Annotated in this window: 23 protein-coding genes; 20 read left to right on the plus strand and 3 right to left on the minus strand. The window is 62.4% G+C overall.

Going from position 1 to position 26,975, the window contains the following annotated elements; genetic code table 11:
• The first annotated feature begins 90 nt into the window (after positions 1–90).
• Positions 91–1,041, plus strand: a complete 951-nt coding sequence (locus tag ACE4RL_RS03480) for a sodium-dependent bicarbonate transport family permease (RefSeq protein ID WP_375599139.1) — start codon at positions 91–93, stop codon at positions 1,039–1,041.
• Complete coding sequence (locus ACE4RL_RS03485; protein WP_375599140.1) at positions 1,038–1,355, plus strand: DUF190 domain-containing protein; 318 nt, start codon at positions 1,038–1,040, stop codon at positions 1,353–1,355. The genes ACE4RL_RS03480 and ACE4RL_RS03485 overlap by 4 nt, the downstream gene beginning before the upstream one ends.
• Positions 1,356–1,420: 65 nt before the next feature.
• Here the strand turns inward: ACE4RL_RS03485 and ACE4RL_RS03490 are convergent, their stop codons facing one another.
• Positions 1,421–1,774: a hypothetical protein gene (locus ACE4RL_RS03490; RefSeq protein WP_375599141.1), complete on the minus strand. Its 354-nt coding sequence runs from the start codon at positions 1,772–1,774 to the stop codon at positions 1,421–1,423.
• A 166-nt stretch (positions 1,775–1,940) separates the two neighbouring features.
• Between ACE4RL_RS03490 and ACE4RL_RS03495 the strand changes: the two genes are divergently transcribed.
• The 18 genes from ACE4RL_RS03495 (at position 1,941) to ACE4RL_RS03580 (ending at position 24,941) form a co-directional block, all read left to right on the plus strand.
• Positions 1,941–2,531, plus strand: coding sequence for a chemotaxis protein CheD (locus tag ACE4RL_RS03495; protein ID WP_375599142.1), 591 nt, complete (start codon positions 1,941–1,943; stop codon positions 2,529–2,531).
• A 151-nt stretch (positions 2,532–2,682) separates the two neighbouring features.
• Positions 2,683–4,173, plus strand: coding sequence for a methyl-accepting chemotaxis protein (locus tag ACE4RL_RS03500; protein ID WP_375599143.1), 1,491 nt, complete (start codon positions 2,683–2,685; stop codon positions 4,171–4,173).
• A gap of 35 nt (positions 4,174–4,208) precedes the next feature.
• Positions 4,209–5,048, plus strand: coding sequence for a CheR family methyltransferase (locus tag ACE4RL_RS03505; RefSeq protein WP_375599144.1), 840 nt, complete (start codon positions 4,209–4,211; stop codon positions 5,046–5,048).
• The gene (locus ACE4RL_RS03510; protein WP_375599145.1) at positions 5,048–6,106 is read left to right on the plus strand and encodes a chemotaxis response regulator protein-glutamate methylesterase; all 1,059 of its coding nucleotides are present in this window, start codon (positions 5,048–5,050) and stop codon (positions 6,104–6,106) included. The genes ACE4RL_RS03505 and ACE4RL_RS03510 overlap by 1 nt, the downstream gene beginning before the upstream one ends.
• A 112-nt stretch (positions 6,107–6,218) precedes the next feature.
• On the plus strand, positions 6,219–6,608 hold the full coding sequence (locus ACE4RL_RS03515) for a response regulator (protein ID WP_104892861.1): 390 nt from the start codon (positions 6,219–6,221) through the stop codon (positions 6,606–6,608).
• A gap of 251 nt (positions 6,609–6,859) precedes the next feature.
• Positions 6,860–9,391: a methyl-accepting chemotaxis protein gene (locus ACE4RL_RS03520; RefSeq protein WP_375599146.1), complete on the plus strand. Its 2,532-nt coding sequence runs from the start codon at positions 6,860–6,862 to the stop codon at positions 9,389–9,391.
• Between the two features lie 143 nt (positions 9,392–9,534).
• A complete protein-coding gene (locus ACE4RL_RS03525; RefSeq protein ID WP_375599147.1) occupies positions 9,535–11,604 on the plus strand; it encodes a methyl-accepting chemotaxis protein in 2,070 nt (689 codons plus the stop codon).
• Between the two features lie 257 nt (positions 11,605–11,861).
• Positions 11,862–13,937: a methyl-accepting chemotaxis protein gene (locus ACE4RL_RS03530; protein WP_375599148.1), complete on the plus strand. Its 2,076-nt coding sequence runs from the start codon at positions 11,862–11,864 to the stop codon at positions 13,935–13,937.
• Positions 13,938–14,093: 156 nt separating this feature from the next.
• Positions 14,094–16,187 (plus strand): methyl-accepting chemotaxis protein, encoded by a 2,094-nt coding sequence (locus ACE4RL_RS03535; RefSeq protein ID WP_375599149.1) that lies wholly within the window; start codon positions 14,094–14,096, stop codon positions 16,185–16,187.
• A gap of 305 nt (positions 16,188–16,492) precedes the next feature.
• Positions 16,493–18,256: a PAS domain-containing methyl-accepting chemotaxis protein gene (locus tag ACE4RL_RS03540; RefSeq protein WP_375599150.1), complete on the plus strand. Its 1,764-nt coding sequence runs from the start codon at positions 16,493–16,495 to the stop codon at positions 18,254–18,256.
• A gap of 93 nt (positions 18,257–18,349) precedes the next feature.
• Positions 18,350–18,643, plus strand: coding sequence for a hypothetical protein (locus ACE4RL_RS03545; RefSeq protein ID WP_375599151.1), 294 nt, complete (start codon positions 18,350–18,352; stop codon positions 18,641–18,643).
• Positions 18,640–19,002, plus strand: coding sequence for a DUF1801 domain-containing protein (locus ACE4RL_RS03550; protein ID WP_375599152.1), 363 nt, complete (start codon positions 18,640–18,642; stop codon positions 19,000–19,002). The genes ACE4RL_RS03545 and ACE4RL_RS03550 overlap by 4 nt, the downstream gene beginning before the upstream one ends.
• Positions 19,003–19,101: 99 nt before the next feature.
• On the plus strand, positions 19,102–20,607 hold the full coding sequence (locus ACE4RL_RS03555) for a protoglobin domain-containing protein (RefSeq protein WP_375599153.1): 1,506 nt from the start codon (positions 19,102–19,104) through the stop codon (positions 20,605–20,607).
• A gap of 75 nt (positions 20,608–20,682) precedes the next feature.
• Positions 20,683–21,045 (plus strand): methylglyoxal synthase, encoded by a 363-nt coding sequence (locus tag ACE4RL_RS03560; protein WP_375599154.1) that lies wholly within the window; start codon positions 20,683–20,685, stop codon positions 21,043–21,045.
• Between the two features lie 108 nt (positions 21,046–21,153).
• Positions 21,154–21,936, plus strand: coding sequence for an ABC transporter ATP-binding protein (locus tag ACE4RL_RS03565; protein WP_375599155.1), 783 nt, complete (start codon positions 21,154–21,156; stop codon positions 21,934–21,936).
• Positions 21,937–22,641, plus strand: a complete 705-nt coding sequence (locus tag ACE4RL_RS03570) for an ABC transporter ATP-binding protein (protein WP_375599156.1) — start codon at positions 21,937–21,939, stop codon at positions 22,639–22,641.
• Positions 22,642–22,644: 3 nt separating this feature from the next.
• Positions 22,645–23,649 (plus strand): branched-chain amino acid ABC transporter permease, encoded by a 1,005-nt coding sequence (locus ACE4RL_RS03575; RefSeq protein ID WP_375599157.1) that lies wholly within the window; start codon positions 22,645–22,647, stop codon positions 23,647–23,649.
• Positions 23,646–24,941 (plus strand): branched-chain amino acid ABC transporter permease, encoded by a 1,296-nt coding sequence (locus ACE4RL_RS03580; RefSeq protein WP_375599158.1) that lies wholly within the window; start codon positions 23,646–23,648, stop codon positions 24,939–24,941. The genes ACE4RL_RS03575 and ACE4RL_RS03580 overlap by 4 nt, the downstream gene beginning before the upstream one ends.
• Here the strand turns inward: ACE4RL_RS03580 and ACE4RL_RS03585 are convergent.
• Entirely contained in the window at positions 24,938–25,525 is a 588-nt protein-coding gene (locus ACE4RL_RS03585) for a class I SAM-dependent DNA methyltransferase (RefSeq protein WP_375599159.1), read from the minus strand. The genes ACE4RL_RS03580 and ACE4RL_RS03585 overlap by 4 nt on opposite strands.
• Before the next feature lie 149 nt (positions 25,526–25,674).
• Positions 25,675–26,871 (minus strand): ABC transporter substrate-binding protein, encoded by a 1,197-nt coding sequence (locus tag ACE4RL_RS03590; RefSeq protein ID WP_375599160.1) that lies wholly within the window; start codon positions 26,869–26,871, stop codon positions 25,675–25,677.
• Positions 26,872–26,975 lie beyond the last annotated feature (104 nt).

Below are 26,975 nucleotides of genomic sequence, written 5' to 3' on the forward strand. Positions count from 1 at the left end.
CCCGATCGCTACCGTACCACCATGGCTTGCAGCGCCAACCCAACTCATGCTGCAATGGCAGGAGGTTCGCGCACAACGAAGAGGCGATTGTTGGAAACCCTGCTCTCTCCGGTCGTGCTCTTCTTCGTTCTTGGTGCTTTCGCGGCCCTGGTGCGATCTGACCTGGCGATCCCTGAGGCCGTCGGCAAGGGAATTTCCCTCTATCTGATGGTGGCGATTGGTCTTAAGGGCGGGATCGAGGTTTCCGAGGCAGGATTTACCTTCGATCTCATGATTGCGGCGATGGCCGGAATTGGCTTGAGCTTTCTTATTCCCATACCCGTATTCCTGATCCTGCGGGGGCTGGGTGGTCTCAGCCCCGTCAATGCCGCAGCCGTTTCCGCTCACTATGGCTCGGTGTCGGTTGTGACATTTGTGACCGGGCTTGAAATACTGGCGCGTCAACAGATCCCGGCGGCCGGCTATATGGTCGCCGTCCTGGCCTTGATGGAGACGCCTGCCATCATTTCGGGCCTGCTGCTGGCGCAACGCAATGGCGTGGCGGGAACGCGACCGGCCCACAATATGGTGCATGAAACCCTGACCAATGGTTCGGTCATGCTGCTGGTGGGCAGTTTTGTTATCGGCCTGGTGGTCGGCAAACCAGGCTTTGCTTCGATCGCTCCTGTTTTTGAAGGTGCCTTCAGGGGTGTGCTTTGCCTGTTCCTGCTCGATATGGGCCTGGTGGCAGCCAAGCGGCTCAAGGACGGACGCAGCCTTACCCCGCGTTTGATCGCGCTTGCCGTGGGCATCGCCCTCGTCAACGGGACGCTGGGTGTATTGCTGGGTGGCCTGCTTGGGCTGGATGCCGGAACTGCCGCAGCATTGGGTATTCTGGCAGGTAGTGCGAGCTATATTGCGGTGCCTGCTGCGATGCGACTGGCCCTGCCCCAAGCCGATCCGGGCCTATATCTAGGCATGTCGCTTGCGGTGACATTTCCGTTCAACATCCTGATCGGCATTCCGATCTATGTGTGGCTTGCCCAGTGGGTGGTAGGATGAATTTACAAGGCTCGGAACGCATTCGGATCGAGGTTCTGGTCGATGCTCCCCTCGTCCAGGAACTGGTGAGCTTGCTCGAAAAGCACGGCATCAACGGGCACACAGTCTTGCCCACGCTTTCAGGACAAGGCTCCTCGGGAAGCTGGAGTGACGACCTCATTACCAGTGCAGAGCACAAGGTGACCCTGTTGACCGTAGCGGAGCCAGTGCGCGCGGAAGGCTTCCTGGACGACTTGCGTCCGCTTCTTGATAGCTATGGCATGCTGGTCATGATCAGCACGGTGAACGTGCTGCGACCGGACAAGTTTACCTGAGGCTCCCTGTTCAAACGCAAAAAGGCGCCAGGGGGCGCCAGCGTGCTCGATGGGAAATCGAGAGCCTAGAACAGTTCGGCGTCGCCGTGGGCGCCGTGGGCGGCAATGCCCGAGAGGGCTGGTACGCGCAGCTCGTCCAGCGTCAGGCTGGACCAGATCTCGTCATAGACCGAATCGGGGGCGGTGGGCGGCAGCAGTGCAAACTGGCGAACCGCGAGCGCCATATTGTGGCAGCGCTGTTCGATGCGATCCTGGCCCTGAAGCGCGGTGATGATGTGTTGGACAGCCTGCCGAACCGTGGGGTCGGCGCTGAGCTGCTTGTCGGCGAGCATTTCGAGCGCTTCGGTGATGCCTTCTAGCATGGAAGCGGTCTGCCGCGCCGTCTCGTCCAGTTCTCGTGCGAGTTTCTGCAGTGACATTGATGGTTCCCTGGCCCTGTTCAGATAACCCTAAAGGGCAAGTTCTAAACCTCTCCTTGCTCGATTGGGCATGGCCAGCGAACTCGTCCGCTGTGGTTAGCAATTGGCTAACGAGTTTACCTCTACCATCGGAACTAATTCGCCCGCAGAGGTAGACCAAGACGATATGCCCCCGACCAATACTCTGCCACCCGAGTTCGATCGCGGCGTGGTGACCACGGTGCACCAAGGCGATTGCCATGTATCGAATGCTGCGGACGTAACATTTTCCACGGTGCTGGGCTCGTGCATATCGGCCTGCGTGCGCGACAGGGTCGCGCTGGTAGGCGGCATGAACCATTTTCTGCTGGCGGAGCAATCGGGTTCGGCCAAAGACCGCTATGGGGCATCGGCCCGCTATGGCGCCTTTGCCATGGAACAACTGATCAACAAGGTGCTGACGCAGGGTTCTGGGCGCAAATCGAACCTGGAGATCAAGGTCTTCGGCGGCGGCAAGATCAATGCGGCGCTCGACGATGTCGGGGCCAAGAATATCGAGTTCGTGCGCCAGTTTCTGGCGGATGAAGGTTATGTGGCCACCAGCGAGGACCTGGGCGGCAGCTTTGCGCGCCGTGTGCTGTTCAAGCCCCATACCGGGCGGGCCTTCGTCAAGCGGCTCGACAGCGATGTGGGAGCCAATGTGGCGCAGGAAGAATTGGCGATCGCGCGGCGGCGCGTTGTGGTCCCCGCGCCGGTGGACGATATCGAACTGTTCTAAATTGTCCTGCCGCCGATGCTGCTTTCGAAAGTCTTACTGCTCGGCTTTGCTTTATAGATTTGGTTAACCATTCCTCCGATAGGGTCCGAACATGTCGGACCGTGCTGCCTTGAGTGTTGATTCGCGCGCCCCCCGCCGGGGATTGCGCCTCATGCTGGCCGCCTCTGCTATCTGGACATTGTTCGGCGCTGGCGCGGGCGGCCTGCTATTGGCCATGGGACCGGGTCCGGGCTGGTTCGGCGCGGCGGGGAGCCTGGTGGGCCTTGCTGTGGCCGTTTGCCTTGCCGGCGGGTATGTCTTCGACCGGCGCGAAACCGAGCGCCTGGCCGCCGTGGTCCAGGCAGCCGGCCTTTCCGACAGACCCGGCGAAGCGCCTTCGATTGGCAGCATTGTCGCGCGGCTGGGCAAAAGGCTGGAAAAAGCCCACCACTTCCGCGCAGCGATTGGCATGCTCGATGCACCTTTGCTGGTGATCGACGAGCATGGCGTCATTCTCGCGGCCAGCCGGGGCATGGAACGATTGGCACCCGGCGCCTGGGAGGGCGAAACCCTCGACGGGCTGTTTGGCGCCGGATATCTCGAGGGCGGTGGCGGCGCGCCGGAGGAAGCGCTGGTCCTGCTCGACGGACGGCGCTTCGTCGCGCAGCGGCTGGCCCTGCCGTCCGGCCGCTATGCGCTCGAATTGCAGCCGGCCGGGCACTTCATCGAGGATGACCGGTTCGACCTGATGCTGGAGGCCCTGCGGCAGGGCCGTACCGATTTCCGTTTCGAGGATGATGCTGTGGTCAGCCAGCCCGTGCTGGGGGATATCAACGCGGCCCTCCAGGTTCTCGATGATGGCGTCGCCCAATTGCGCGCCGTCATGGACGGTCAGGTTGCGGTCATAAAGCCGCTGCCGCTGGCCGGTGAGGCGCAGATGGTGCTGGACCTGTTTTCGGGCCTGGACGAACAGCAGCGCGATGAGGCCCAGGCTCGTGTCGGGCTTGAGACCCGCCTGGCCTCTGTCAAGACGCTGCTGGCCCAGTTCGAGGAACGCGCTGCCACAACCGAGAAGGCAGCCGAGACCGCGCGCGCGGCCCTGGCCGCCGGGGTCGAGAAAATGGCGCGTCTCGAGGCGGAACTTCAGGCCGCCCGGGCCCGCAATGACAAGGCTGAAAACCTTGCCGCGCAGGTGGAGGAAGCTGCGGGGCGGACCCGGACCCTGGTCAGCGAGATTGACCGCATGGCACGCGAGATCGACACCATGACCGCCGGCATCGAGGATGTGTCCTTCCGTACCAATCTGCTGGCGCTCAATGCGGCAGTCGAGGCGGCGCGGGCCGGCGAGAAGGGGGCAGGTTTTGCCGTGGTGGCCGACGAGGTCCGGCAATTGGCCCAGGTCACCAACCGCAGCGCCAAGGATATCCGCATCATCGCCGACAAGGGCCGGACCCAGGCGCAGATCGGACTGCAAGAGGCCGGAGCGCTGCAGAAAATCACGGCCGAACTCAAACAGAATTTACGCAATCTAAGCAATGAACCGGCCAATATCGCTGCACAAGAGGGGGCACAAGCGCGCAGAACGGCGCCTTTTGTGCCGCACAGGCCGATGGCCGAGCCAGCCGATCAGGAGATCGCGGCCGACCAGCGCGCCGCCAGCTAGGCCCGGAAGAAATCCGGCATATGAGGGGTGGTTGAATGGAACAGGGGGAGTTTGCCCTCAGCGAGCGTGAATTTGCTCGTATCAAGGCGCGGGTCTATGCCGTGGCCGGTATTTCGCTGAGCGAGGCCAAGCGGACGCTTGTGGTGTCCCGCCTCTCCAAGATCGTCCGGGCGTTGCAGCTACCCAGCTTCGACGCCTATATCGACTATTTGGAACGTGGCGGCTCGGCCAAGGACGGACAGGATTTCGTCAACGCGCTGACCACCAATCTGACGCGCTTTTATCGCGAAGACCACCATTTCGATCATTTGCGGGACTATGTCGCCACGCTGATGGCGGAACGCCCGCGGGGCACGCGGCTCAGAATCTGGTCGGCGGGCTGCTCGACCGGTCAGGAACCCTATACGATCAGCATGGACCTGATCTCGGCCTTTCCCGAACTCAAGCGCTGGGACTTCAAGATCCTGGCCACCGATATCGACACGGCCGTGCTCGCCAAGGCGGCCGGCGGGGTCTATCCGGAAAGCGAGCTTAATGGCCTTTCAAAAGAGCGGACGCGTCCGTTCGAGCGAGCGACCGGGTCGATCCGAATTCCCCCCGCCATGCGCGAGCCGATATCGTTCAAGCCGCTGAACCTGATCGGACCCTGGCCGATGAAGGGGCCGTTTGACGCCATCTTCTGCCGCAATGTAGCGATCTATTTCGACAAGCCCACCCAGGGCGAGATGTTTGGGCGCTTCGCCAATATGCTGGCGCCCGAAGGATTTCTTTATATCGGCCACTCCGAGAACCTGGGTTCAGGCGGAGAAGGCTTCCGGCTGGTGGGCAAGACGATCTACCAGTCGCGTGAAAAACGGAACAAGCGAGCTGCATGATGAGCATCAAGGTCCTGGTCGTCGACGATTCGGCGCTTATCCGCGAAGTTCTGGCGCGCATGCTGACACGCGATGGCGATATTGATGTGGTGGGCACCGCCACCGATCCGATCGACGCGCGCGAGAAGATCAAGACGCTCGATCCCGATGTGGTGACCCTTGATATCGAAATGCCCAACATGAATGGGCTGGCATTCCTGGAAAAGCTGATGCGCCTCAGACCCACGCCGGTGGTGATGGTGTCGACACTCACCAAGAAGGGGGCGAGCGAAACGCTATTGGCCCTCGAGCTGGGCGCCGTGGACTTTGTCGCCAAGCCCAGTGCCGAGTTTGCCGGCGGGCTGGATGCGTTCGGTGTTGGTCTGCGCGACAAGATCCGCGCTGCGGCCAAGTCCGATGTGCGCGGCCGCTCGGCCAGCCGGGCCGAAGCTCCCAGGACCGGTAAGGTGGCGCTCAAGACTGCCGCGGCGCCGGACGGTGCGCTCATCGCCATTGGCGCCTCGACCGGGGGCGTCGAAGCCATTCGCGCCGTGCTTGCCGAAATGCCGGCCGATTGTCCGCCGGTGGTGATTGCCCAGCATATGCCGGCCGGTTTTACCGGGCGTTTCGCCGCGCGGCTGGACGAGCTATGCGCGCTTACCGTCCGGGAAGCCGAGGACCGCCTGGTGCTCAAGCCCGGCCATGCCTATGTGGCACGGGGCGATTATCATTTGCGGGTCGAGCGCTCATCGGGCCAGCTCAAATGCCGCTTGGGACAGGATGGTCTGGAGAGCGGACACCGGCCCAGCGTCGATGTGCTGTTCGAGTCAGTGGCCAAAACGGTCGGACCGATGGCGGTAGGGGCAATCCTGACCGGCATGGGCCGGGACGGGGCACGCGGCCTTAAACTGATGCGCGATGCGGGTGCCTATACAGTGGGACAGAGCCAGGCTTCGGCCCTGGTTTACGGCATGCCGCGCGTAGCCTTCGAAGAGGGCGCTGTGGTCGAGCAGGCGCCGGTCGAGCAGATCGCCACCAAGCTGGCCAATGCGCTGGTCAAGCTCAAATCGGCAGCGTGAACGGCCAGGCGAGAATGCCAATAGCGCAGTTGAGAGAATTGTAACGCTTGGCCCATAGAGTTCGGTGCAAGTGCGGCCCGAAGGCCGCGGGCGCGTAGAGGTAAGAAAAACCATGCCAAAAGCGAGCGCTGTGAGCGTCCTGATCGTTGATGACCAGCAGTCCATGCGCGGGATCTGTAAGTACATTCTCACCCAGCTCGGGTTCAAGGATATCATCGAGGCCAAGTCCGGGCGCGACGCCCTGGGCAAGCTCGAAAAGTCCAATGTCGACCTGATCATTTCCGACTGGAACATGGAAGATATCGACGGGCTGACCCTGCTCAAGGTGATCCGCAAGCATCCCCGGACCCAGGCCATGCCCTTCATTATGGCCACCGGCCGCTCGGACAAGGAGCAGGTCAAGGAAGCCATTTCCTTTGGCGTGAACAATTACATCATCAAGCCATTTGATGCCTCGACCATGAAGAAGCGCATCGAGGCGGTGATTGGCGCGCTGACCTGATCAAACCCGCTTTGCTGACATGACAACGCCTCCGCTCTCGCAGCGGGGGCGCTTGCGTTTGCAGACAACAACTTGTGACAGTTGATTGCCCAAAATTTGGGCGATCCGCAATTGTCCGTAAGAAGTGATTAAGCCTGTGCCGGTATCGTTTTCATGACAACGCGTTCGTGTTGCGCGACTGCCTGCGCTTGAGCCGCCCGGCTCGTAGTTGACTTTGGGGTAGTGGTCGCCGTTGGGGGAGCAAGAGCATAATGAAGTTTATTCCGCAGCTCAGGATTGCGCAGAAATTGCCGCTGGCCCTGGTGGGATCGGCGCTGGTGGTCAGCGCCGGTGTGGGCATTGCGAGCTATCTGATTGGCCTGGGCACGGTGCAGGAGCAGCGCGAGCAATCGATGCAGGCCTCGCTTAACACTGCCGCCGCATTGGTCAGCGACTATTATACCAGTGCCGAGGTGGATCTGCGGCTCTTCGTACAGCGCTCCGATACCGTCACGGCCATGCAGAACATGACCCGCTCGCTCGACGAGCTGCGCATGGGCCTCAAGGAACGGGCGGCCGCGCAATTGCAGAAGGCCTATGTCACCGACAGCCCCAATCCTGAAGATCGCGCGGCGGTCGACAGCGTCGGCATCATGGGCGCCAGCTATGATCCGGTGCACAAGCGCTATCACCCCGGCTTCCGCACGCTCATGCTCGAGCGTGGCTATTCGGACGTGTTGATGATCTCGGCGGCCGGTGACGTGGTCTATTCAGTCGCCAAGAATACCGACTTCGTGACCAATGTCGTCACCGACAGCGCCGCTGCCGCCTCGGGCCTGGGCCAGGCATTTGCCGCGGCCAAGGGCCTGGGGAATGGTGAAGCGGCCTTTGTCGATTTTTCGATCTATGGGCCCACCGCGACGCCGCAAAGCTTCATGGCCATGCCCGTTTATAGCGGGGATGAGAGCACAGGCGTCATGGTGCTGGCCATTTCGCCAGACGCCATGAGCACGGCCGTGTCCGGCCTTTCCGGCCTGGGGCGTAGCGGGGAAGTCGTGGTGGTCGGCCAGGACGGCCTGTTGCGCTCCGAATCGCCACGAACCGAAGAGGCCGACGTGCTGGCCACGCCGCTGACCTCAGCGGTCATCACCGGGGCCTTTGCCGGCGAGACAGGCGAGGGCCTCAGCATGGACTACCGAGGCGCCCCCATGGTGGTGCGTGCCCAGCCGGTCAGCGTGCATGATGTCACCTGGGCGGTGGCTGCAGTTCAGCCGGAACAAGAGGCCTATGCGGCCGTGGTTGAGATGCGCGACATGACCATTCTGGTGGGCGGCATCCTGCTGGCCATCGCGGCGGTTGGCGGCTTCTTCTTTGCCCGTTCGATCAGTCGGCCGATTTCGCGACTGACCGACACCATGGATGCGCTAGCCGGTGGCGATCTCGATGTCGAGGTCAAGGGCGCGCGCCGGGCCGACGAGATCGGCGCCATGGCGCGCGCGGTTGAAGTGTTCCGCGAAAATGCCCTCAAGGTCAACGAAATGACCGAAGCCGAAGCCGCGCGCATAGTCGCGAGCCAGGCCGAGCGCGCCGCCATGATGCAGGAGCTGCAGCGGGCCTTCGGCCAGGTGGTGGATGCGGCCATTGCCGGTGACTTCTCGCAGCGCGTAACGGCCGAATTCCCCGATGACGAACTCAATACGCTGGCCCGTTCGGTCAACGGACTGGTCGAAACGGTGGACCGCGGGGTCAGCGAGACAGGCACGGTGCTTTCGGCACTGGCCAATACCGACCTGACCCAGCGCATGCAGGGTGACTATCAGGGGGCGTTTGCACGGCTCAAGGCCGATACCAACGCGGTGGCCGACAAGCTCACCGAGATCGTGGGCCAATTGCGCGATACCTCACGTACGCTCAAGACCGCGACGGGCGAAATTCTCTCGGGCGCGAACGATCTTTCGGAGCGCACCACCAAGCAGGCGGCCACGATCGAGGAGACCTCTGCTGCCATGGAGCAGTTGGCGACTACGGTTCTGGCCAATGCCGAACGCGCCAAGGAAGCCTCCGGCGTGGCCACGGGCGTGACCCAAACCGCCGAACAGGGCGGCCAGGTCATGGGCCAGGCGACCCAGGCCATGGAGCGCATCACGCAGTCCTCGGCCAAGATCTCCAATATCATCGGGTTGATCGACGACATCGCGTTCCAGACCAATCTGTTGGCACTCAATGCCTCGGTGGAAGCCGCGCGCGCCGGGGAAGCCGGCAAGGGCTTCGCCGTGGTCGCCGTGGAAGTGCGGCGCCTGGCGCAGTCGGCTGCGCAGGCCTCCAGCGATGTCAAGGCACTGATCGAGCAGAGCGCCGATGAGGTCAAGGGCGGCTCCAAGCTGGTGGCCGATGCCGCCAGCCGGCTGGAGGAAATTCTCGCCTCGGCCCGCTCATCGAGCGAATTGATGAACAATATTGCGCGCGAAAGCCGCGAACAGGCGTCCTCCATCGATGAGGTCAATACCGCCGTTCGCACCATGGACGAAATGACCCAGCACAATGCGGCGCTGGTGGAGGAGATGAACGCCTCGATCGAGCAGACTGAAGCCCAGGCGACCCAGCTCGACAGCATCGTCGACATTTTCGCGCTGGAACAGAGGGTGGCGGGCGCGACGCCGATAGCCCCCTCGGCAGGGTTTAAAGGCCCGGTCAAGACCATTGCGCAGGGGGCACGCGGCCTGCAGGCCAAGCTCAGCACGGCGGCCAAGTCCTATCTGAGCAAGGGTAATGCAGCGATCGATACCGACTGGAGCGAGTTCTGAACCGGCTTTGACGAAGGGCGCTCGCGGGCGCCCTTTTTCAGGCCTCGATAACTACCATACAAGATCAACCTGTCGTTAAGCCTCAAGGGGATAGCGTGTGGCGGCCGAGCAAGAGGATCTCGGCTCCGGTTGGGAGGGGAACCATGAAATTTCTGACGGGCTGGCGCCATATGCGCATGACCACAGCCATTGCCGCCTTGCTGCTGACCAGCATTCTGGTGACCATCGTTGCCTATAGCGTCAGCACCTATCTCAGCCTGCGCGGCCAGGCGGTGGGGCAGGCGATCGCACAACAGGAAGCCGACCTCAAGACGGCCGCGACGGTCTATGAGAAGCGTCTGTCCGGCTCGGTGCTGACCTGGTCGGAGGAAGATGGCAGCATAGTCAGCTTCACCACCTATTCCATTCCCAACTTCTACGACACCGGCGCGGTGGATTCGGTTACCCGGGTCACCGGCGGCGAAACCATCGTGTTCAGCCTCGACGCACAGGGCCAGTTCATTGCCAAGTCGACCAGCTTCGAGGCTGAGGCGGAGGGCGAGCGCCTGCTCGACTTCGTGCTGGATCCCGCCAGCCCGGCCGCCACCACCCTTGCGTCTGGCAAGGCCTTCCACGGCGAGATGACGCTTGAGGGTACGACCTACAACGCGGCTGCCTATCCGGTTTACAAGCTCGACGGCACATTGCTCGGCGCCTTTTGGGTGGGCAAGGACGTGGCGCTGGCCGATGCCGCTGCCAATGCCGCTCTGCCCGGACTGGCTGTCATGGCCGGCGTGCTGCTGGTGGTGATGGGGCTGATCGGTCTGCTGGCCTCGCGCCTCCTCACCCGGCCTATCCCCAGGCTGGCCCAGACCATGGATGCTATTGCTGCCGGCGACTACGCGGTGGAGGTGCCCTTTGTGGACCGCGGCAATGAGATTGGCGCCATGGCGCGTGCCGTGGAAGTCTTCCGCGAGAACGGACAGCGGGTCAGCCAGATGACCGAGGCCGAAGCAGCGCGGATCGTGGCCGATCAGGAAGATCGCCAGCGCATGATGAGCGAATTGCAGGATGCCTTCGGCGCGGTGGTCGATGCGGCCGCTGCTGGCGATTTCGGTCGCCGCGTCAATGTGGAATTCCCCGACCCCGAACTCAACGCGCTTTCAAGCAGCGTCAACAATCTGGTGTCCACTTTCGAGCGCGGTGTCAGCGAAGTTGGGTCGGTGCTGGGCGCCCTGGCCAATACCGATCTCACCCGCCGTATGCAGGGCGACTATGAGGGCGCGTTGGCGCAGCTCAAGTCCGACACCAATGCAGTGGCCGAGAAGCTCAGCGAAGTGGTGGGGCAGTTGCGCGCCACCTCAGGCACGATCAAGACGGCGACCAGCGAAATCCTCTCGGGCGCCAATGACCTGTCCGAACGCACCACCAGGCAGGCGGCCACTATCGAGGAAACCTCGGCGGCGATGGAGCAACTGGCCGCGACCGTGCTGAGCAATGCCGAGCGGGCGCAGGATGCCAGCCAGCGCTCCAGCGTGGTCACCCGCACCGCCGAAGAGGGCGGGCAGGTCATGGCCAACGCCACTAACGCCATGGAAAAGATCACCAATTCCTCGGGCAAAATCTCCAATATCATCGGGATGATCGACGACATCGCGTTCCAGACCAATCTGCTGGCGCTTAATGCGTCGGTGGAAGCTGCGCGGGCTGGCGAGGCCGGCAAGGGCTTCGCCGTGGTCGCCGTGGAAGTGCGGCGACTGGCGCAAAGCGCCGCGCAGGCTTCGAGCGATGTGAAGGTGCTGATCGAGCAGAGTGCCGACGAGGTCAAGGGCGGTTCGCGCCTGGTGGCCGATGCCGCCACCAAGCTCGACGCCATCCTCGAAGCGGCCCGCGCGTCGAATGAATTGATGCATTCCATCGCCTCGGAGAGCCGGGAACAAGCCTCCTCGATCGAGGAGGTCAATACGGCCGTGCGGACCATGGACGAGATGACCCAGCACAATGCGGCGCTGGTCGAAGAAATGAATGCGGCAATTGAACAGACTGAAGCCCAGGCCACCGAACTCGACAGGATCGTCGATGTTTTTCATGTCGGGGATGCAAGTTCGCCCGTCATGCCTGCAGCCAGGGCAGAGACTGAAGTGCCCGGCGCCCGGGCGCGGACCAACACCGCTCGACAAGCCTATCTCAGCCAGGGCAATGCAGCACTCGATGTGTCCTGGAGCGAGTTCTAGGCCAATCGGCACGGACGAACAGGCCGCATTGAGGTTCGGATGAACGCCAATGCGGTCTCGTGCCACGCCGCGCGCCTGCGCATGAACGCAAAAAAGCGGCGACCTGCACATTTTTTGTCCGGGAAGCGGCACTGAAATCGATTCCGGAAAAATCCGTACAGTTTTCGGTAAATAGTTTCCCATAGCGTGTGCCGACTGTGGGCCGTTCGGGAATTGTTTCCAGAATGAAGGCCGGGTCCGAACGGGGGAGAACCGCTATGAAGAAAATTGCGCGCTTTCTGGGCAATGTGCGCATGACCACCACCATCCTGGTGCTTGTCATGTTGTCCATCATTGGCTCGATCGCCGCGGTTTCGTCCGCGATCTATTTCAGCCTGCATGCGCAGTCCATGGCGGATAGCAAAGTGCAGCAGGAAACCAATCTGGGCGTGGCCGCCACCATCCTGGAGCGTCGCATTTCCGGTTCCGTGCTGACCTGGAATGAAGAGGGCGCCATCGCCTCCTTCCAGAGCTGGGCGATCCCGCCCTTCTACGATAGCGAAGTGATCGATTCGGTCACTCGCGTCACCAAACAGGACGCGGCCATCTACGTCACGGACTCGGCGACCGGGGACATGGTTGCCAAGACGACCAGCCTGATGGCGGATGCGGAGACCCGTGCTGTGGGTGGAACGCTGGCAGGCGATAGCGATGCTGTCACCCGGCTCAATGCCGGGGAGATGGTGCAGGGCGCCATCAATGTTGATGGGGTCGAATATTATGCAGCCCTGCAGCCGATCCAGAAGACCAACGGCGAGGTCATGGGCGCCATTTTCGTGGGTACGCCCATGAGCAATGTGGAAGCGGCGGCCAATTCGGTCCTGGGCTTGATCGGCCTGGTGGGCGGCGCGGCCACCGCCGTGTTCGGCGTCATCGGCTTTATCGCGTCCCGGCTCATCACCAAACCCATTCCGAACCTGGCCGCAACCATGGACGTGGTGGCCCAAGGCAATTACGACATCGAGGTACCCTATACCGACAAGGGCAATGAAGTGGGCGCCATGGCGCGTGCCGTGGAAGTGTTCCGCGAGAATGGCCTGCGGGTCAGCCAGATGACCGAGGCCGAGGCTGCCCGCATTGTCGCTGACGAGGAAAAGCGCCGTCAGATGATGACCGAATTGCAGGCCGCGTTCGGTGAAGTGGTGGATGCTGCCGTCGCGGGCGACTTTACCAAGCGCGTGCATGCCCAGTTCCCCGATGCCGAGCTCAACAGCCTGGCCGGCAGCGTCAACAATCTGGTCGAGACCTTCGATCGCAGCGTTGCCGAAGTGGGCGAGGTGCTCGGCGCCATGGCCGATACGGACCTGACCAAGCGCATGACCGGCGAGTATGAGGGCGCCTTTGCCAAGCTCAAGTCCGATATCAATGCGGTGGGCGACAAGCTGACCGAAGTGGTCAAGCAGCTGCGCCGGACCTCCGGCTCGCTCAAATCGGCGACCGGGGAAATCCTCTCGGGTGCCAATGACCTTTCCGAACGCACCACCAAGCAGGCAGCGACCATCGAGGAAACCTCGGCTGCCATGGAACAGCTGGCCTCGACCGTTCTGGCTAATGCCGAACGCGCCAAGAATGCCAGCGCCAGCGCTTCCAAGGTGACCCGGACCGCCGAGGAAGGCGGCCAGGTGATGGATGCGGCCAATGAAGCCATGGAGCGGATCATCGCCTCCTCGGCCAAGATTTCCAACATCATCGGCATGATCGACGATATCGCCTTCCAGACCAACCTTCTTGCACTCAATGCCTCCGTGGAGGCAGCGCGCGCCGGCGATGCCGGCAAGGGCTTTGCCGTGGTGGCGGTGGAAGTGCGGCGCCTGGCGCAGAGCGCGGCCAGCGCATCTTCCGATGTGAAGGCGCTGATCGAGCAGTCGAGCGGCGAGGTGACCACCGGCTCCAAGCTGGTCGGCGAGGCCGCCGGCAAGCTCACCAGCATGCTTGAGGCCATTCGCGAAAACACCCAGTCGCTGGAAGCCATTGCCCGCGACAGCGCGGAACAGGCGACCTCCATCGAGGAAGTGACCGCAGCGGTGCGGACCATGGACGAGATGACCCAGCACAATGCGGCACTGGTGGAAGAGACCAATGCGGCCATCGAGCAGACCGAGGCCCAGGCCAGCGAGCTCGACCGGATCGTGGAGATCTTTGCCATTGAAGGGGGTGATGCAGACCGGGTCAGCCCTCCGATGTCTGCACCGCGCCGCGACAGCTCCCGTCCCGCCACCCCGACCCAGAAGGCCGCCAAGGTCTATCTCAGCCAGGGCAATGCGGCCATTGCGGCCGATTGGGACGAATTTTAAACCACTCGCATTGAACAATATAAGCGGCCCGCCCAGTGCGGGCCGCAAACATTTGTTATCCTCAATAATCGATTAAGCCCATTCCTCTAGGATATTTCCCAATAGAGGCGCCGGTTCCGCGGGGGAACCGGACCTATATCCATAAGGGCCTGGCACATGGGTAAAACAATCAAGCGCTTCCTGGGCAATATCAAAATGACCACGACCGTTGCAGCATTGGTCATCTGCACGGTACTCGTTTCGGTGAGTTGTGTGTCCGTTGGCATTTATCTGAGCCTGACCGCATCGATCTCGGACTCGGCGATGACGCAACAGGTCGCCAATCTGAAGGCTGCGGCGACGATCCTTGAATCGAATTTGCCGGGAACGGAGGTGAGCTGGGCCGAGGACGGCGATCTTGCCTCTGTGCAGGTCTGGAGCATGCCGCGGCGTTTCATTGATCATGCTCTGGTGGATTCCATCGCCAGGGTGACGGGAGAGCAGGCGACTATCTTTGGGTGGGACGAAGCTGCGCAGGATTTCGTGCGCATGACGACCACGATCGAGGACGCAGCCGGCGAGCGGGTCGTGGGGACACCGCTGGGGCGTGGTGGGGCGGTGTTTGCCAAGATAATGAACCAGGAGGCTTTCTTTGGCGAAGCCAATATCTTGGGCCAAGCCTATTTCACGGCCTATTATCCAATGGTGGACAAGGACAGCAACGTTACTGGCATCTTGTTCGTGGGTGGTGAAAAGGCAGCATTCGAAGAGACGATCTACGCGGCGCTCAATGTTCTTCTGGTTGTCGGCCTGATTGTGCTGGTCGGACTGGGCGCTGTGGGCTATGCGCTGTCGCGGTTGATGATGTCGCCCATCCCGAAGCTGGCCGGCACGATGGATGTTGTGGCCCAGGGCAATTACGATATCGACGTGCCTTTTACCGACAAGGGCAATGAAGTGGGCGCCATGGCGCGCGCCGTCGAGGTCTTCCGCGAAAACGGCCTCAAGGTCAGCCAGATGACCGATGAGGAACGCGCAGCGTCCGAGCGCCGGCGTATCGAGCGCACCGACATGATGGTCGCCCTGCAGGCAGCCTTCGGTGAAGTGGTGGATGCAGCGATCGCGGGCGACTTCACCAAGCGCGTGCATGCGCAGTTTCCGGATGCCGAACTCAATGGCCTGGCCGGCAGCGTCAACAGACTGGTGGAAACAGTCGAGCGCGGCTTGAGCGAAACTGGCCAGGTGCTTGCCGGACTGGCCGAGGCCGATCTTAGCAAGCGCATGGAAGGGGAGTATCAGGGCGCCTTTGCCAAGCTCAAGGCCGATACCAACGCGGTGGCCGAAAAGCTCAGCAAGGTGATCGGCGAGGTGCGTGTCACCTCGCGCGCCCTCAAGGTCGCCACTGGCGAGATCCTTTCGGGCGCCAACGATCTTTCGGAACGCACCACCAAGCAGGCAGCGACCATCGAGGAAACGTCCGCGGCCATGGAACAGCTCGCTGGCACCGTGGCCGAAAATGCCCGCATGGCAGAGAACGCCAATCAGACGGCAATGACTGTTTCCGCCGATGCCGCGCGCAATGGCGAAGTCATGGACAAGGCCAATGCAGCGATGGAGCGGATCACGCAGTCCTCGGCCAAGATATCCAATATTATCGGCATGATCGACGACATCGCCTTCCAGACCAATCTGCTGGCGCTCAATGCCTCGGTGGAAGCGGCACGCGCCGGCGAGGCGGGCAAGGGCTTTGCCGTGGTGGCCGTGGAAGTGCGCCGCCTGGCCCAGAGCGCAGCGGAGGCCTCCTCGGAGGTCAAGGCTTTGATCGAGGCCAGTGCCAACGAGGTCAAATCCGGATCGGATCTGGTCTCCAGCGCGGCCACGCAACTGCGCGACATGCTTGGCGCGGTCAACAAAAACGCGGGGCTGATGGAGGCCATTGCCAAGGCCAGCCAGACGCAGGCGTCGGCGATCGATGAAGTCAGCGTTGCCGTTCGGACGCTGGACGAGATGACCCAGCACAATGCTGCATTGGTGGAAGAGACCAACGCGGCCATCGAGCAGACCGAGGCCCAGGCCAGTGAACTCGACCGGATCGTCGCGGTGTTCAAGACCGGTGCTGCCGAAGACGCGGTCAGTCTGGCGCCGGTTGTGCGCAAGGCGGTGCGGCCCGCCACCCCGCAACAAACTCCGGTCAGGAACGTGCAGCAGGCGGCCAGCGCCTTACTTAGCCAGGGCAATGCCGCCATTTCGGCTGACTGGGACGAATTCTAGCACCGCCCACCTCGATCTGACCGCGGCCGGTGTCCAGAAATGGACACCGGCCGTTCTGTTTCCGGAAATATTATTTCATTCAGCGGGCAGGATCGCGATCGCCCTTGACGTCCTTATTGGTATATTTCCGTATTATAGTGCTGTCTTCCGTCGGACTGTTCGATTTCTGTAGTATATCGTGCTCCGATGTCCCAAAATACGGTAAGTCACTAAATTTGAGTGGATGATCTTGTTAACATTCCGGTCGCAGCCTTGAAGTCGAAACCACCCTGTGCGGTTCGGGTGGCGGGGTTTGAGAGGCAGGCATGGTTGAGATCTCCTTTGGCAGAAGCCATCGTGATAATGCGGCGAAGGTTGCGGCTATCTCGCGCAGCCAGGCGGTGATCGAATTCGCCCTCGATGGCACGATCATCACGGCCAATGAGAACTTCCTTGATGCAATGGGCTATGGGCTGGATGAGGTCGCGGGCCGGCACCATTCCATGTTCTGCGACCCGGACTATGCCGGGAGCGCGGAGTACAGGAGCTTCTGGGCCGATCTGGCGGAGGGAAAGCCCAAGTCGGCAGCCTTTCAGCGCTTTGGCAAGGGCGGGCGGGAAGTCTGGATCCAGGCCAGCTACAATCCGGTGTTCGATCCTGCGGGCCGGCCGGTCAAGGTTATCAAGTTTGCCACCGACATTACCGAGCAAACACAGCGCTCGGCCGATCTGGCGGCGCAAATCGCGGCTATTTCCCGGGTGCAGGCGGTGATTGCCTTCAACCTCGATGGCACCATCATTGAGGCAAACGAGAATTTTCTGGCCACCGTCGGTTACCGGCTGGACGAGATCGTGGGCCAGCACCATTCCATGTTCTGCGATCCCGAATATGCCCGATCGGAGGATTACCGGCAGTTCTGGCAGCGGCTGAGGAGCGGCCAGTTCGAAGCAGCCGAGTTCCAGCGCTTTGGCAAGGGCGGGCGGGAAGTCTGGATCCAGGCCAGTTACAATCCGATCCTTGATGCAGCCGGGCGCCCGGTCAAAGTCATCAAATTCGCCACCGATATCACCGAACGCAAGCGCGCCGAGGGCATCATCGCCCAATTGACCTCCAGTCTGGCGCGTATGGCCAAGGGTGACCTGGGCGGCCGTATCGACCAGCAGTTCACCGGGCAATATGAGCAGCTCCGCCAGGCGTTCAACTCATCGCTTGGGCAGCTTGAGGATATTGTCTCGGGGCTGCGCCAGGCCTCGGGCACGTTGCGGGTCGCGACGGCCGAAATCCTGTCGGGGGCCAATGATTTGTCGGGCCGCACCACCAAGCAGGCGGCTACGATCGAAGAAACCTCGGCAGCCGTGGAGCAGTTGGCGAGCGCGGTGGCGGACAATGCCAAACGCGCGTCAACGGCGAGCGACAAGGCACGCGCAGTGTCGCAGAACGCGACCCAGGGTGGCGCGGTGATGCATGATGCGACCCTGGCCATGACGGCAATCGAAAGCTCCTCGGGCAAGATCTCCAACATCATCGGCATGATCGACGACATCGCCTTCCAGACCAATCTGCTGGCGCTCAACGCCTCGGTGGAAGCAGCCCGGGCAGGCGAGGCAGGCAAGGGTTTTGCCGTGGTGGCCGTGGAAGTACGGCGCCTGGCGCAGAGCGCAGCAGAAGCTTCCTCCGAGGTTAAACAATTGATCGAAGCCAGCGCCGGCGAAGTGCGCACCGGCGCGCAATTGGTCAACCGGGCGGCCGAACGCCTGCAGGATATCCTGGCTGGCGCGGAGGAAAGCGCGGTCCTGATCGATGATATCGCAACGACCAATCGCGATCAGTCCGGCGCTCTGGAGGAGGTGGCGGTCGCAGTGCGGCAGATGGATGAGATGACCCAGCACAATGCCGCGCTGGTGGAACAGACCAATGCGGCCATCGAACAGGCCGAGGCGCAGGCTGCTGAACTGGACCGTATTGTCGAGGTGTTCCGCTCCACAGAGTCCGACCGCGAGGCCGCCTCGGTTTCGGTGCGACCACGGCTCAAGGCGGTTCCCAAATCTGCCGGCAATGCGGCTCTCGCCAACGATTGGCAGCAGTTCTAGCGCGCTGAGCCGGATGCTGACGCAGGCTGACAGTGGCCGGCGCCAAGAAGGGGGGCGGCAAGCGAGCCGCCTCATTTCACTTTGGAGCACAACATGCAGGTTCTCGAACTTGTCACTTTCCGTCTCAATACCGCAAATGGCGAGGACTTCCTGGCGGCCAACGCGGCCGTCAACGCCTGGGCTTCCCGGCAACCGGGATTTGTCAGCCGCACACTGAGCGAGGGTGAGGGCGGGCAATGGACTGATATGGTCATCTGGGCCAGCGATGCCCATGCCAAGGCGGCGGCCGCAGAAATGAACCAGGTGATGCAGGATTTTCCGGCAATGATGATGATCGATCCGCAAAGCATCGTCATGCAGCACAGCGCCATTCGCATCGTCGCATGACAATCGCGCCAGCCGCACTTGAGCCGATCCTGGCGGGACACTCTCCCGCCATCAGGCAGCTTTGCCAGGACGTTGTCCTCCTCCTCTCCGGCATGGCGGGGCTAAAGGGCAGCGTTAAGCTCGGCTGGCGCTCGGTCAATTTCCGTCATGACACGGTCGGCCTGGTCTGCGCGGTTTTTCCCCATGAAGACCGCGTCGCGCTTTACTTCGAGAATGGCCGGGCGCTTGAGGATCCCGAGGGGCTATTGGCGGGCGATCATCTCAAGAAGGGGCGGTTTCTGAGACTTTATCCGGGCGGGGATTTTCCCGAGGCCGCCATCGCCATGCTGGTAGCCGAAGCCATTGCCCTCCGGCTTTGAAGTTGGCCTAGGTATATTCTGATAGGGGTTTGTTAACCATGATGTTTACCCCGCTGGGGTCTGATGGGCTGGTGAACAGCGCAGACCGGCGAGGGCAGCATGCAGGATACATTTCAGCAAAGGCTCGATTTTCTGGGACTTGGCGAGGATGTCGAGACCCGCATGGCGCCGATTGCGGATCTGGTCGAGCGCCATGTCGAAGGGGCGCTTGAGCGGTTCAATGCGCAAGTATCGCGCGCCCCCAGCGCGGCGCGCTTTCTTTATGGCCGGGACCGGATTGAAGCCAATGGCGAGGGGCTTGCCGAACATTGGCGCGCCATGGCGCGGGGGCAGTTCGATCTTGAATTTGCCCGGGCGGCGCAGCGCATGGGGCTGCGTCACGCACGCATCGGGCTCGAGCCGCGCTGGCATGTGGGGAGCTATGCCAGCCTGGTCGATACGCTGGTCCGGGGCATAATCCAGGACGGCCTAGCCGCAGCGATCAGGTCCCGCAAGGGCGGGCTAAACCTGTTCGGGCGGCCCGATCATGGTATCGCCAACGATGCGGTCGGTGCCATTGCCGAGGGGCTGGCGACGCTGATGGCCGGGGTGCTGCTGGATATCGATCTTAGCCTGTCGGGCTATATCGGCAGGCTGCGCGAGGAGGGGCTCAATGCCGTGGAGGCCCAGCGCCAGCGGCTGCGGCTGGCGGTGGAGAAGGCCGGCAGGACCCTGGAGCTGGCGGCCGAGGGGCAGAAGCCAGACGACAGTGAAACCTCGGATTCGGAGCTTGCACCGCTATATGCCGGGGCCGAGCGGCTGGCCGACCGGGTGATCGCGCTGCTCGCCGACCTCGAGGGGTCGAGCGCGGCCATGCACGGGGTGGCGCAGTCTCTGGCGCAGCACGCTGCCACATTGCTGGCAGCAGATGCAGCGCCGTCGGAGCAGGCCCAGGTGCTCGCCGGGCACCTGGATGGCCAGGCCGGGATTGCCAGGCAGATGGCGGATGCCATTGAGGGGCTGGAGCGGCAGGCCAAGGCCCAGGCGCGGCAACGGGGCGGGCTGCGCAAGGCAGCACGCGTTGCGGAAAGTGCTGCGGCGGCGCTTGGAGCGGAAGCACGGGCCGAGGAAAACCTGGCGGAACAGCTCGATGCACTGCATCTGAGTGCGCAATTGCTGGCGGCTCAGGGGGATGATGAAGGGGTGCGCGCCCTGTCGGCCGGGCTCGGGCGGCTCTCCGGTCAGCTTCGAACCCACCATGCCCGGTCGACCGAGGCGCGTCGGGGTTTGGCGCGTAGCCTGGCCGGTCAGCAGGCCATGCTCGAACGGATGGCTGGCGCCTGTGCCAACGATGCGGCAGGTCTGACTCAAACCGCGCAGGCGGCCCGCAACCAAGCCGCGGCGCTCGCCGACATTGCGAGGGTGGCCCATGGCCTGCACGATGCCTTGGCAGTGGGTGCGGCGCAGAACCGTTCGGCACAGGAGGGGTTGCGGGAGGCGCTGGCGGCGACGGAAGCCTTTGCCGATCTGGTCCGGGTTTTCGACCAGCAAGAGGCAGAGGAACCAGTTGAGATGTTCCCGGCACAGGACCAGGCGGCGCTGGCTGCTCATTGGCACGCCGGATAGGTGGACGCAACCCATTGCCCTTTTGTCTCTTGGCGGGCAAGAAGTCGCCAGCGGAACAGAAAAGGCGATTGGCAAATGGCGCGCATAGGCCTGGTGGCGCACGACGACAAGAAGGACGACCTCTGCCGCTGGGCCGAGGCGCACAAGGATAAGCTCGGCCGGCATGAATTATGGGGTACCGGCACCACCGGCAGCCGGATCACGGCGGCAACGGGGCTCGATGTCCACCTGCTCAAGAGCGGCCCATTGGGCGGGGATCAGCAGCTTGGCGCGATGATCTGCGAAGGGCGGCTGGACGTGCTGGTCTTCTTTATCGATCCGCTCTCGGCCCAGCCGCATGATGTCGATGTCAAGGCGCTCACGCGGCTGGCCACGCTCTATGACGTGCCGCTGGCCAACAACAAATCCACAGCAGACGCCGTGCTCGCGGCGCTTTGAGGGCGCCCAGAAGGTTGATATTGGGGCGCTCTTGTGAGCAGATGCCGCAAAATTGCCCGGATTGAACCGGGCAAACAGGCATTCAGGAAACCGGGGCTCTTTATCAACTTGTCCTCAGACTTCGTCATAGACGTTCGCAACGTCTCGAAACATTTCGGCGGTCTGACCGCTGTCAACAATTGCTCGCTCTCGGTCCGGCGCGGCTCGATCACCGGGCTGATCGGGCCCAATGGCGCGGGCAAGTCGACGCTGTTCAACATGGTGGCCGGCAATATCGTGCCCGATGAGGGCCAGGTGATCTTTGATGGCAAGGACGTCACCGGTCTGCCGCCGCATCAACTTTTTGGCATCGGCATGTTGCGCACCTTCCAGATTGCGCATGAATTTTCGCAAATGACGGCGCTGGAAAACCTGATGATGGTGCCGGGCGATCAGCCGGGCGAGCATTTGCTCCAAACCTGGTTCAGGCCCGGCATGGTCAAGAGCCGCGAGACCGAGGTGCGTAAGAAGGCGCTCGACGTCATCGACTTCCTGAAACTCGGCCATGTGCGCGACGAGCTGGCCGGCAATCTCTCGGGCGGGCAGAAAAAATTGCTCGAACTTGGCCGCACCATGATGGTGGACGCCAAAGTGGTGTTGCTCGATGAGGTGGCTGCGGGCGTCAACAAGACCCTTCTCAACGATCTGGCATCCAATATCGAGCGAATGAACCAAGAGCTGGGCTACACTTTCTTTGTCATCGAGCACGATATGGACCTGATCGGACGGCTCTGCGATCCGGTGATCGTGATGGCGCAGGGCGAAAAGATTGCCGAAGGCCCGATGGCCGAAATCCGTGCCAACCCCGCGATTGTCGAAGCCTATTTCGGCACGCCGGTGGAGGGTGCGTAAATGGCATTGATAGAGCTGAAACACGTCGTCGGCGGATATGGCGGCGCGCCCATTCTCAATGGCGTCAACATGGCCATAGACAAAAGCGACATCGGGGTGATCGTGGGCCCCAATGGCGCGGGCAAGTCGACCACGCTCAAGGCCATATTCGGGCTTTTGAAGGTCACCGGCGGCACCATCGAATTCGGTGGCGAGAATGTCGCAAACTCGCTGCCTGACAAGCTCGTCCCCAAGGGCCTGAGCTTCGTGCCCCAGGAAAAGAACGTCTTCACCTCGATGAGCGTGGAAGAGAATCTTGAAATGGGTGCCTTCACCCGACAGGACGATTTTTCTCAGACCATGGCATGGGTCTACGAGATGTTTCCCGTGCTGGCCGAAAAGCGCCGCCAGCCGGCCGGCGAATTGTCGGGCGGCCAGCGGCAGATGGTGGCCATGGGCCGCGCCCTGATGAGCAAGCCGAGCCTTCTTATGCTCGACGAACCATCGGCGGGCCTCTCGCCGCGCTATGTCATCGAGATTTTCGAGACCATCCAGCGGGTCAACAAGGAGGGCGTGGGCATTCTCATGGTCGAGCAGAATGCGCGCCAGGCACTGGCCTTCGCCAGCAAGGGCTTTGTGCTCGCGGGCGGGCAGAACCGCTATACCGGCACCGGGGCGGAGCTGATCGCCGATCCCGAAGTCGCCAAGTCTTTCCTCGGGGGCTGAGCCGTGACCGAAATCATTTTCTTCATCAATCAGGTGGTCATTTCCGGCCTGGTTCTGGGCTGTATCTATGCGCTGGGGGCCATCGGCATCACGCTGATCTTCGGCATTCTGCGCTTTGCCCATTTTGCTCATTCCGAGCTGATGACGGGCGGTGCCTTCATCGCCTTCCTGCTGGCCTCGGCCTTTGCCGCCTGGGGCATCGTGACACCCATCCCGACCGGTTTCGTGGTGCTGCCGCTCGCCATGGTGCTGGCAGCCATTCTGGCGCTGGGGATCGACAAGGGGTTTTATGCCCCCCTGCGCAAACGCGGCGCCAGGCCGGTGACGCTGCTGATCGCCTCGATCGGCGTGACGCTGATGATCCAGGGTCTGATCCGCCTGTTCTTTGGCGCGGGCTCCTATTCCTTCTTCGAAAACGAGCCCAAGGAAATCTTCCGCATCGACACCTCGGCCATCGGCTCGACCCGACCGCTGGTGATCACCGAGCCGCAGGTGCTGATGATCGTGGTGACGCTGGTTTCCGTCATTGCGCTGCATTTCTTCCTCACCCGCTCGCGGCTGGGCAAGGCGATGCGCGCCATGGCCGACAATGCCGATCTGGCGCAGGTCTCGGGCATCAATACCGCGCTCGTGGTGCGGGTTACCTGGGTGATCGCCGGGGCGCTGGCCTGCATGGCCGGCACCATGCTGGCGCTGGATGTGACGCTGAAGCCCGATCTGGCGTTCAACATCATCCTGCCCATCTTTGCCGCCGCTATCGTGGGTGGCCTCGGCCAGGCCTATGGCGCCATTGCCGGGGGGCTGCTGATCGGCTTTGCCGAAACGCTGGCCGTGTTCAACTGGACCATGCTGTTCCGGCCGCTCAACGCCATCCTGCCCGACTGGCTGCAATTGCCGGCGCAACTGGCGCTGGTGCCCACGGAATACAAGCTGACCGTGGCCTTCGTCATTCTGGTCGTGACATTGCTGGTGCGACCCACCGGTATTTTCAAGGGAGCCTCGTCATGATCCAGCGTTCCCTTGCCCTGTTCGGTGGGTTGTTCGTCCTGATTCTGGTGATCGGCGGGGTGATGGGCCTGCCCTTTACGTCCTCGCGCCTGGTGGAAGCGGCCGCCTATGCGCTGATCGCGCTGGGGCTCAATATCCAGTGGGGCTATGGCGGGCTCTTCAATTTCGGCATCATGGGCTTCCTGATGGTGGGCGGCGCGGCCGTCACCTTCATCTCCTTCCCGGTCAATCCCGAGTTCTGGGGCTCGGATGGTCCCATGATGCTGGGCCGGGCGCTGTTTGCCTTTGCAATCGGCGCGCTGATTGTCTTGGCGGCACGGCAAGCGCATCGCATCGGCATCACCGGCAAGTGGAAAGGCGCGCTGACCGTGCTCGCCTGGTTCGTCGCCTATGTGCTCTATCGCAGCCAGTTCGATCCGGCGGCGGCCTATATCGAAAGCGCCGGTGGCGGCTGGGTCGGGGGGCTGGGCGCCCATCCGGTGCTGGGCTGGCTGTTCGGCGGTGTGCTGGCGGCTGGCATCGCCTATATCGTGGGCAAGATCTGCCTTGGCCTGCGTACCGACTATCTGGCCATTGCCACGATCGGTATTTCCGAAATCATCCGTGCGCTGATCAAGAACATGGACTGGCTGACCCGCGGCACGCTGACCGTCTCACCCATTCCCTGGCCGACGCCGCTGCCGCAGGACTATCAGGCCGGCGGCATGGACATTGCCAGTTCGCTGATCGCTGCCCGCGCCGGCTACCTGGTGCTGGCGCTGGTTGTTCTGGCCATTGTCATGTGGCTGATCAGCCGCGCCTATTCGGGACCGTGGGGCCGGATGATGCGCGCCATTCGCGACAACCACATCGCGGCCTCCTCCATGGGCAAGAATGTCACTGCACGCCAGCTCGAAATCTTCGTCTTCGGCTCGGTGCTGATGGGCATTGGCGGGGCCATGCTGGTCAGCTTCGTGCAAATCTTTGATCCTTCCAGCTACCAGCCGATCAACCACACCTTCCTGATCTGGGTCATGGTCATTGTCGGCGGCGCCGGCAATAATTGGGGCGCGCTGTTCGGTGCGGTCTTGCTCTGGCTGGTCTGGGTGGTGTCCGAACCGCTCTCCAAGGCCGTGTTCGACTTTGTCAGCTATTGGTCGACCAATGCCGGTTGGGGCGCCATTCCCGAAATCGAGGCCCGCTCGGCCCAGATGCGGGTGTTTGTGCTGGGTCTGGTGATCACCATCGCCTTGCGCTTCGCCCCCAGGGGTCTGATCCCGGAAGTGGTCAAGCGCGAGGATGCGCGCGGCTAGCGTCGCGCCGTCATCCAGAGCCATTGCGTGGGCAGCGCGTCATAGCCGCTGCCCATGTCCCTTTCGAGCGAAAGATCGGTCCAGCCAGCCGCTCGATAGGCCGCCTCGAGCGCCTCTGGCGAGGGATAGTTGTAGTATCGGTCCAGCCCGTCGCGTCCTTCGCCTGAACCGCCTTTGAAACTGGCCGCAAAGACACCGCGCCGCCTCAGGGCAATGCGGATGCGGCCCAGAATATCGGGCAGTTCGGCTGAGGGCACGTGCAGCAGGCTGGCACAGGCCCAGACACCGTCATAGGCGGCGTCGGCATCCAGATCTTCAAAGCGCATCACCCGCGCCACTTCCCCGATCCTTTGCTGTGCCTCGGCAACCAGTTCAGGCGTGCCATCCGTGGCGTCGATCTGAAAGCCCTGCGCCCGCTTATGCTCTGCGTCCATGCCATTGCCGCAGCCCAGCTCGAGAATGCGGGCGCCTGTGGGCAGGGCCGCAAGGAAGGTGGTCAATTTTTCGCCGCTTGGCCGCGTTCTATGCTGGGCATAGCGGTCGGCAGTGGCGGCGTAGAAGCGCAATGTTTCGTCGCGTGTCATTCTCGCCTCATGAAAGAGGCCCGGGGTTTGCTCCCGGGCCTCTGAGTTCTCGGAATTTGTGCCCTGCGCGCGCGGCGCTCCCGGGCCTTGTCATCTCAAAACCCTCAACTGGAGGGCTTTGCCGAAGCCGGGCTTCGGACGATGCCAAGTTAGTCGATCAGACCCTTTTCGACGAACGAACCGCCTTCAACGGCCAGTTCGACGATGATGCCGTCCACGTCGCCCACTTCGTCAAAGTCCAGCGCGCCGCCGGCGCCTTCATAGTTGATGTCGGTACCGGCTGCGATCAGTTCCTTGGCCTTGGCCCATTCACCCGGACGGATGATTTCGCCCGGAGCCGAAGCCACGTCACGCAGAGCGGCCGCAAGGCCGTCACGCGAGGCCGAACCGTTCTTCTCAATGGCCAGAGCCATCAGGAAGGCCGCGTCATAGGCCTGCGGGGCATAGGTGGCATTGGCCTGGAAGCTGTCGCTGGCAAAACCATTGTAGATATCGACCGATTCACCGCTCGGTGCACCGGCGCGGGTGGCGATCATGCCTTCAACGGCCGAGGCGTCGATGCCGTTGAGCAGGTCGTCGCCGACCATGCCGTCACCGCCCACATAGGTGGTGAAGTTGCCGCTCTCGACCGCCTGACGCAGAATGGTGTTACCCGAGGCATTGGCATAGGCCAGAACGACCAGGTTCTGGGAAGCGACCAGATTGCCCAGCTCGGCGCGGTAGTCGGCCTTGCCTTCTTCATGGGCCAGGTTCGCCGCCACAGTGCCGCCACCGGCCTCATAGGCTGCAGCCAGCGCATCGGCAAAGCCCTTGCCGTAGTCGTTGTTCACATAGGTGATGGCGATGTCGTTGATGCCCTTGGCCAGCAGCAGATTGGCCAGCTTGACGCCCTGGAGGGCATCGGACGGGGTGGTGCGGTAGACAAGGTCATTGTCTTCCAGCGTGGTCAGGGCCGGAGCCGAAGAGGCCGGCGAGATGAAAACCACATTGCCCGACAGGCCCGAGCCGTTGAACGCACCAATGGTCTCGCCGGTGCACAGGGCACCCACGATGCCAGTGACATTGTCGGTGTTGATCAGGCGGTCGGCAGCGCCGGCAGCGGCAGTGGCATCGCAGGCCCCGTCAGCCGAGAGGATGGTCAGCTCGCCACCCAGAATGCCGCCCTGCTCGTTAATCTGGTTCACGACCAGTTGGGCGCCGGCGAAGATCGGCGGGGTCAGCGATTCGATCGGGCCGGTGAAGCCGCCAATGAAACCGATGGTGGCACCGCTGTCCTGGGCCAGGGCCGGAGCGGCGATGGTCAAGGTGGTGGCGGCAACCGCCAGGGTCAGGGTTTTTTTCAACATGCACGTCCCTCTGTTTCACGTTGCGCGCCGGGTGGCCTTGGTGACCTCACTTCTTGCGGCGCGGCAACAGATTAGGGGGCGCAATGCGCGCCCCGCTGGGAGGG

Origin of the sequence: Devosia polycyclovorans (assembly GCF_042181575.1) — a bacterium.
Lineage (GTDB): Bacteria > Pseudomonadota > Alphaproteobacteria > Rhizobiales > Devosiaceae > Devosia > Devosia polycyclovorans.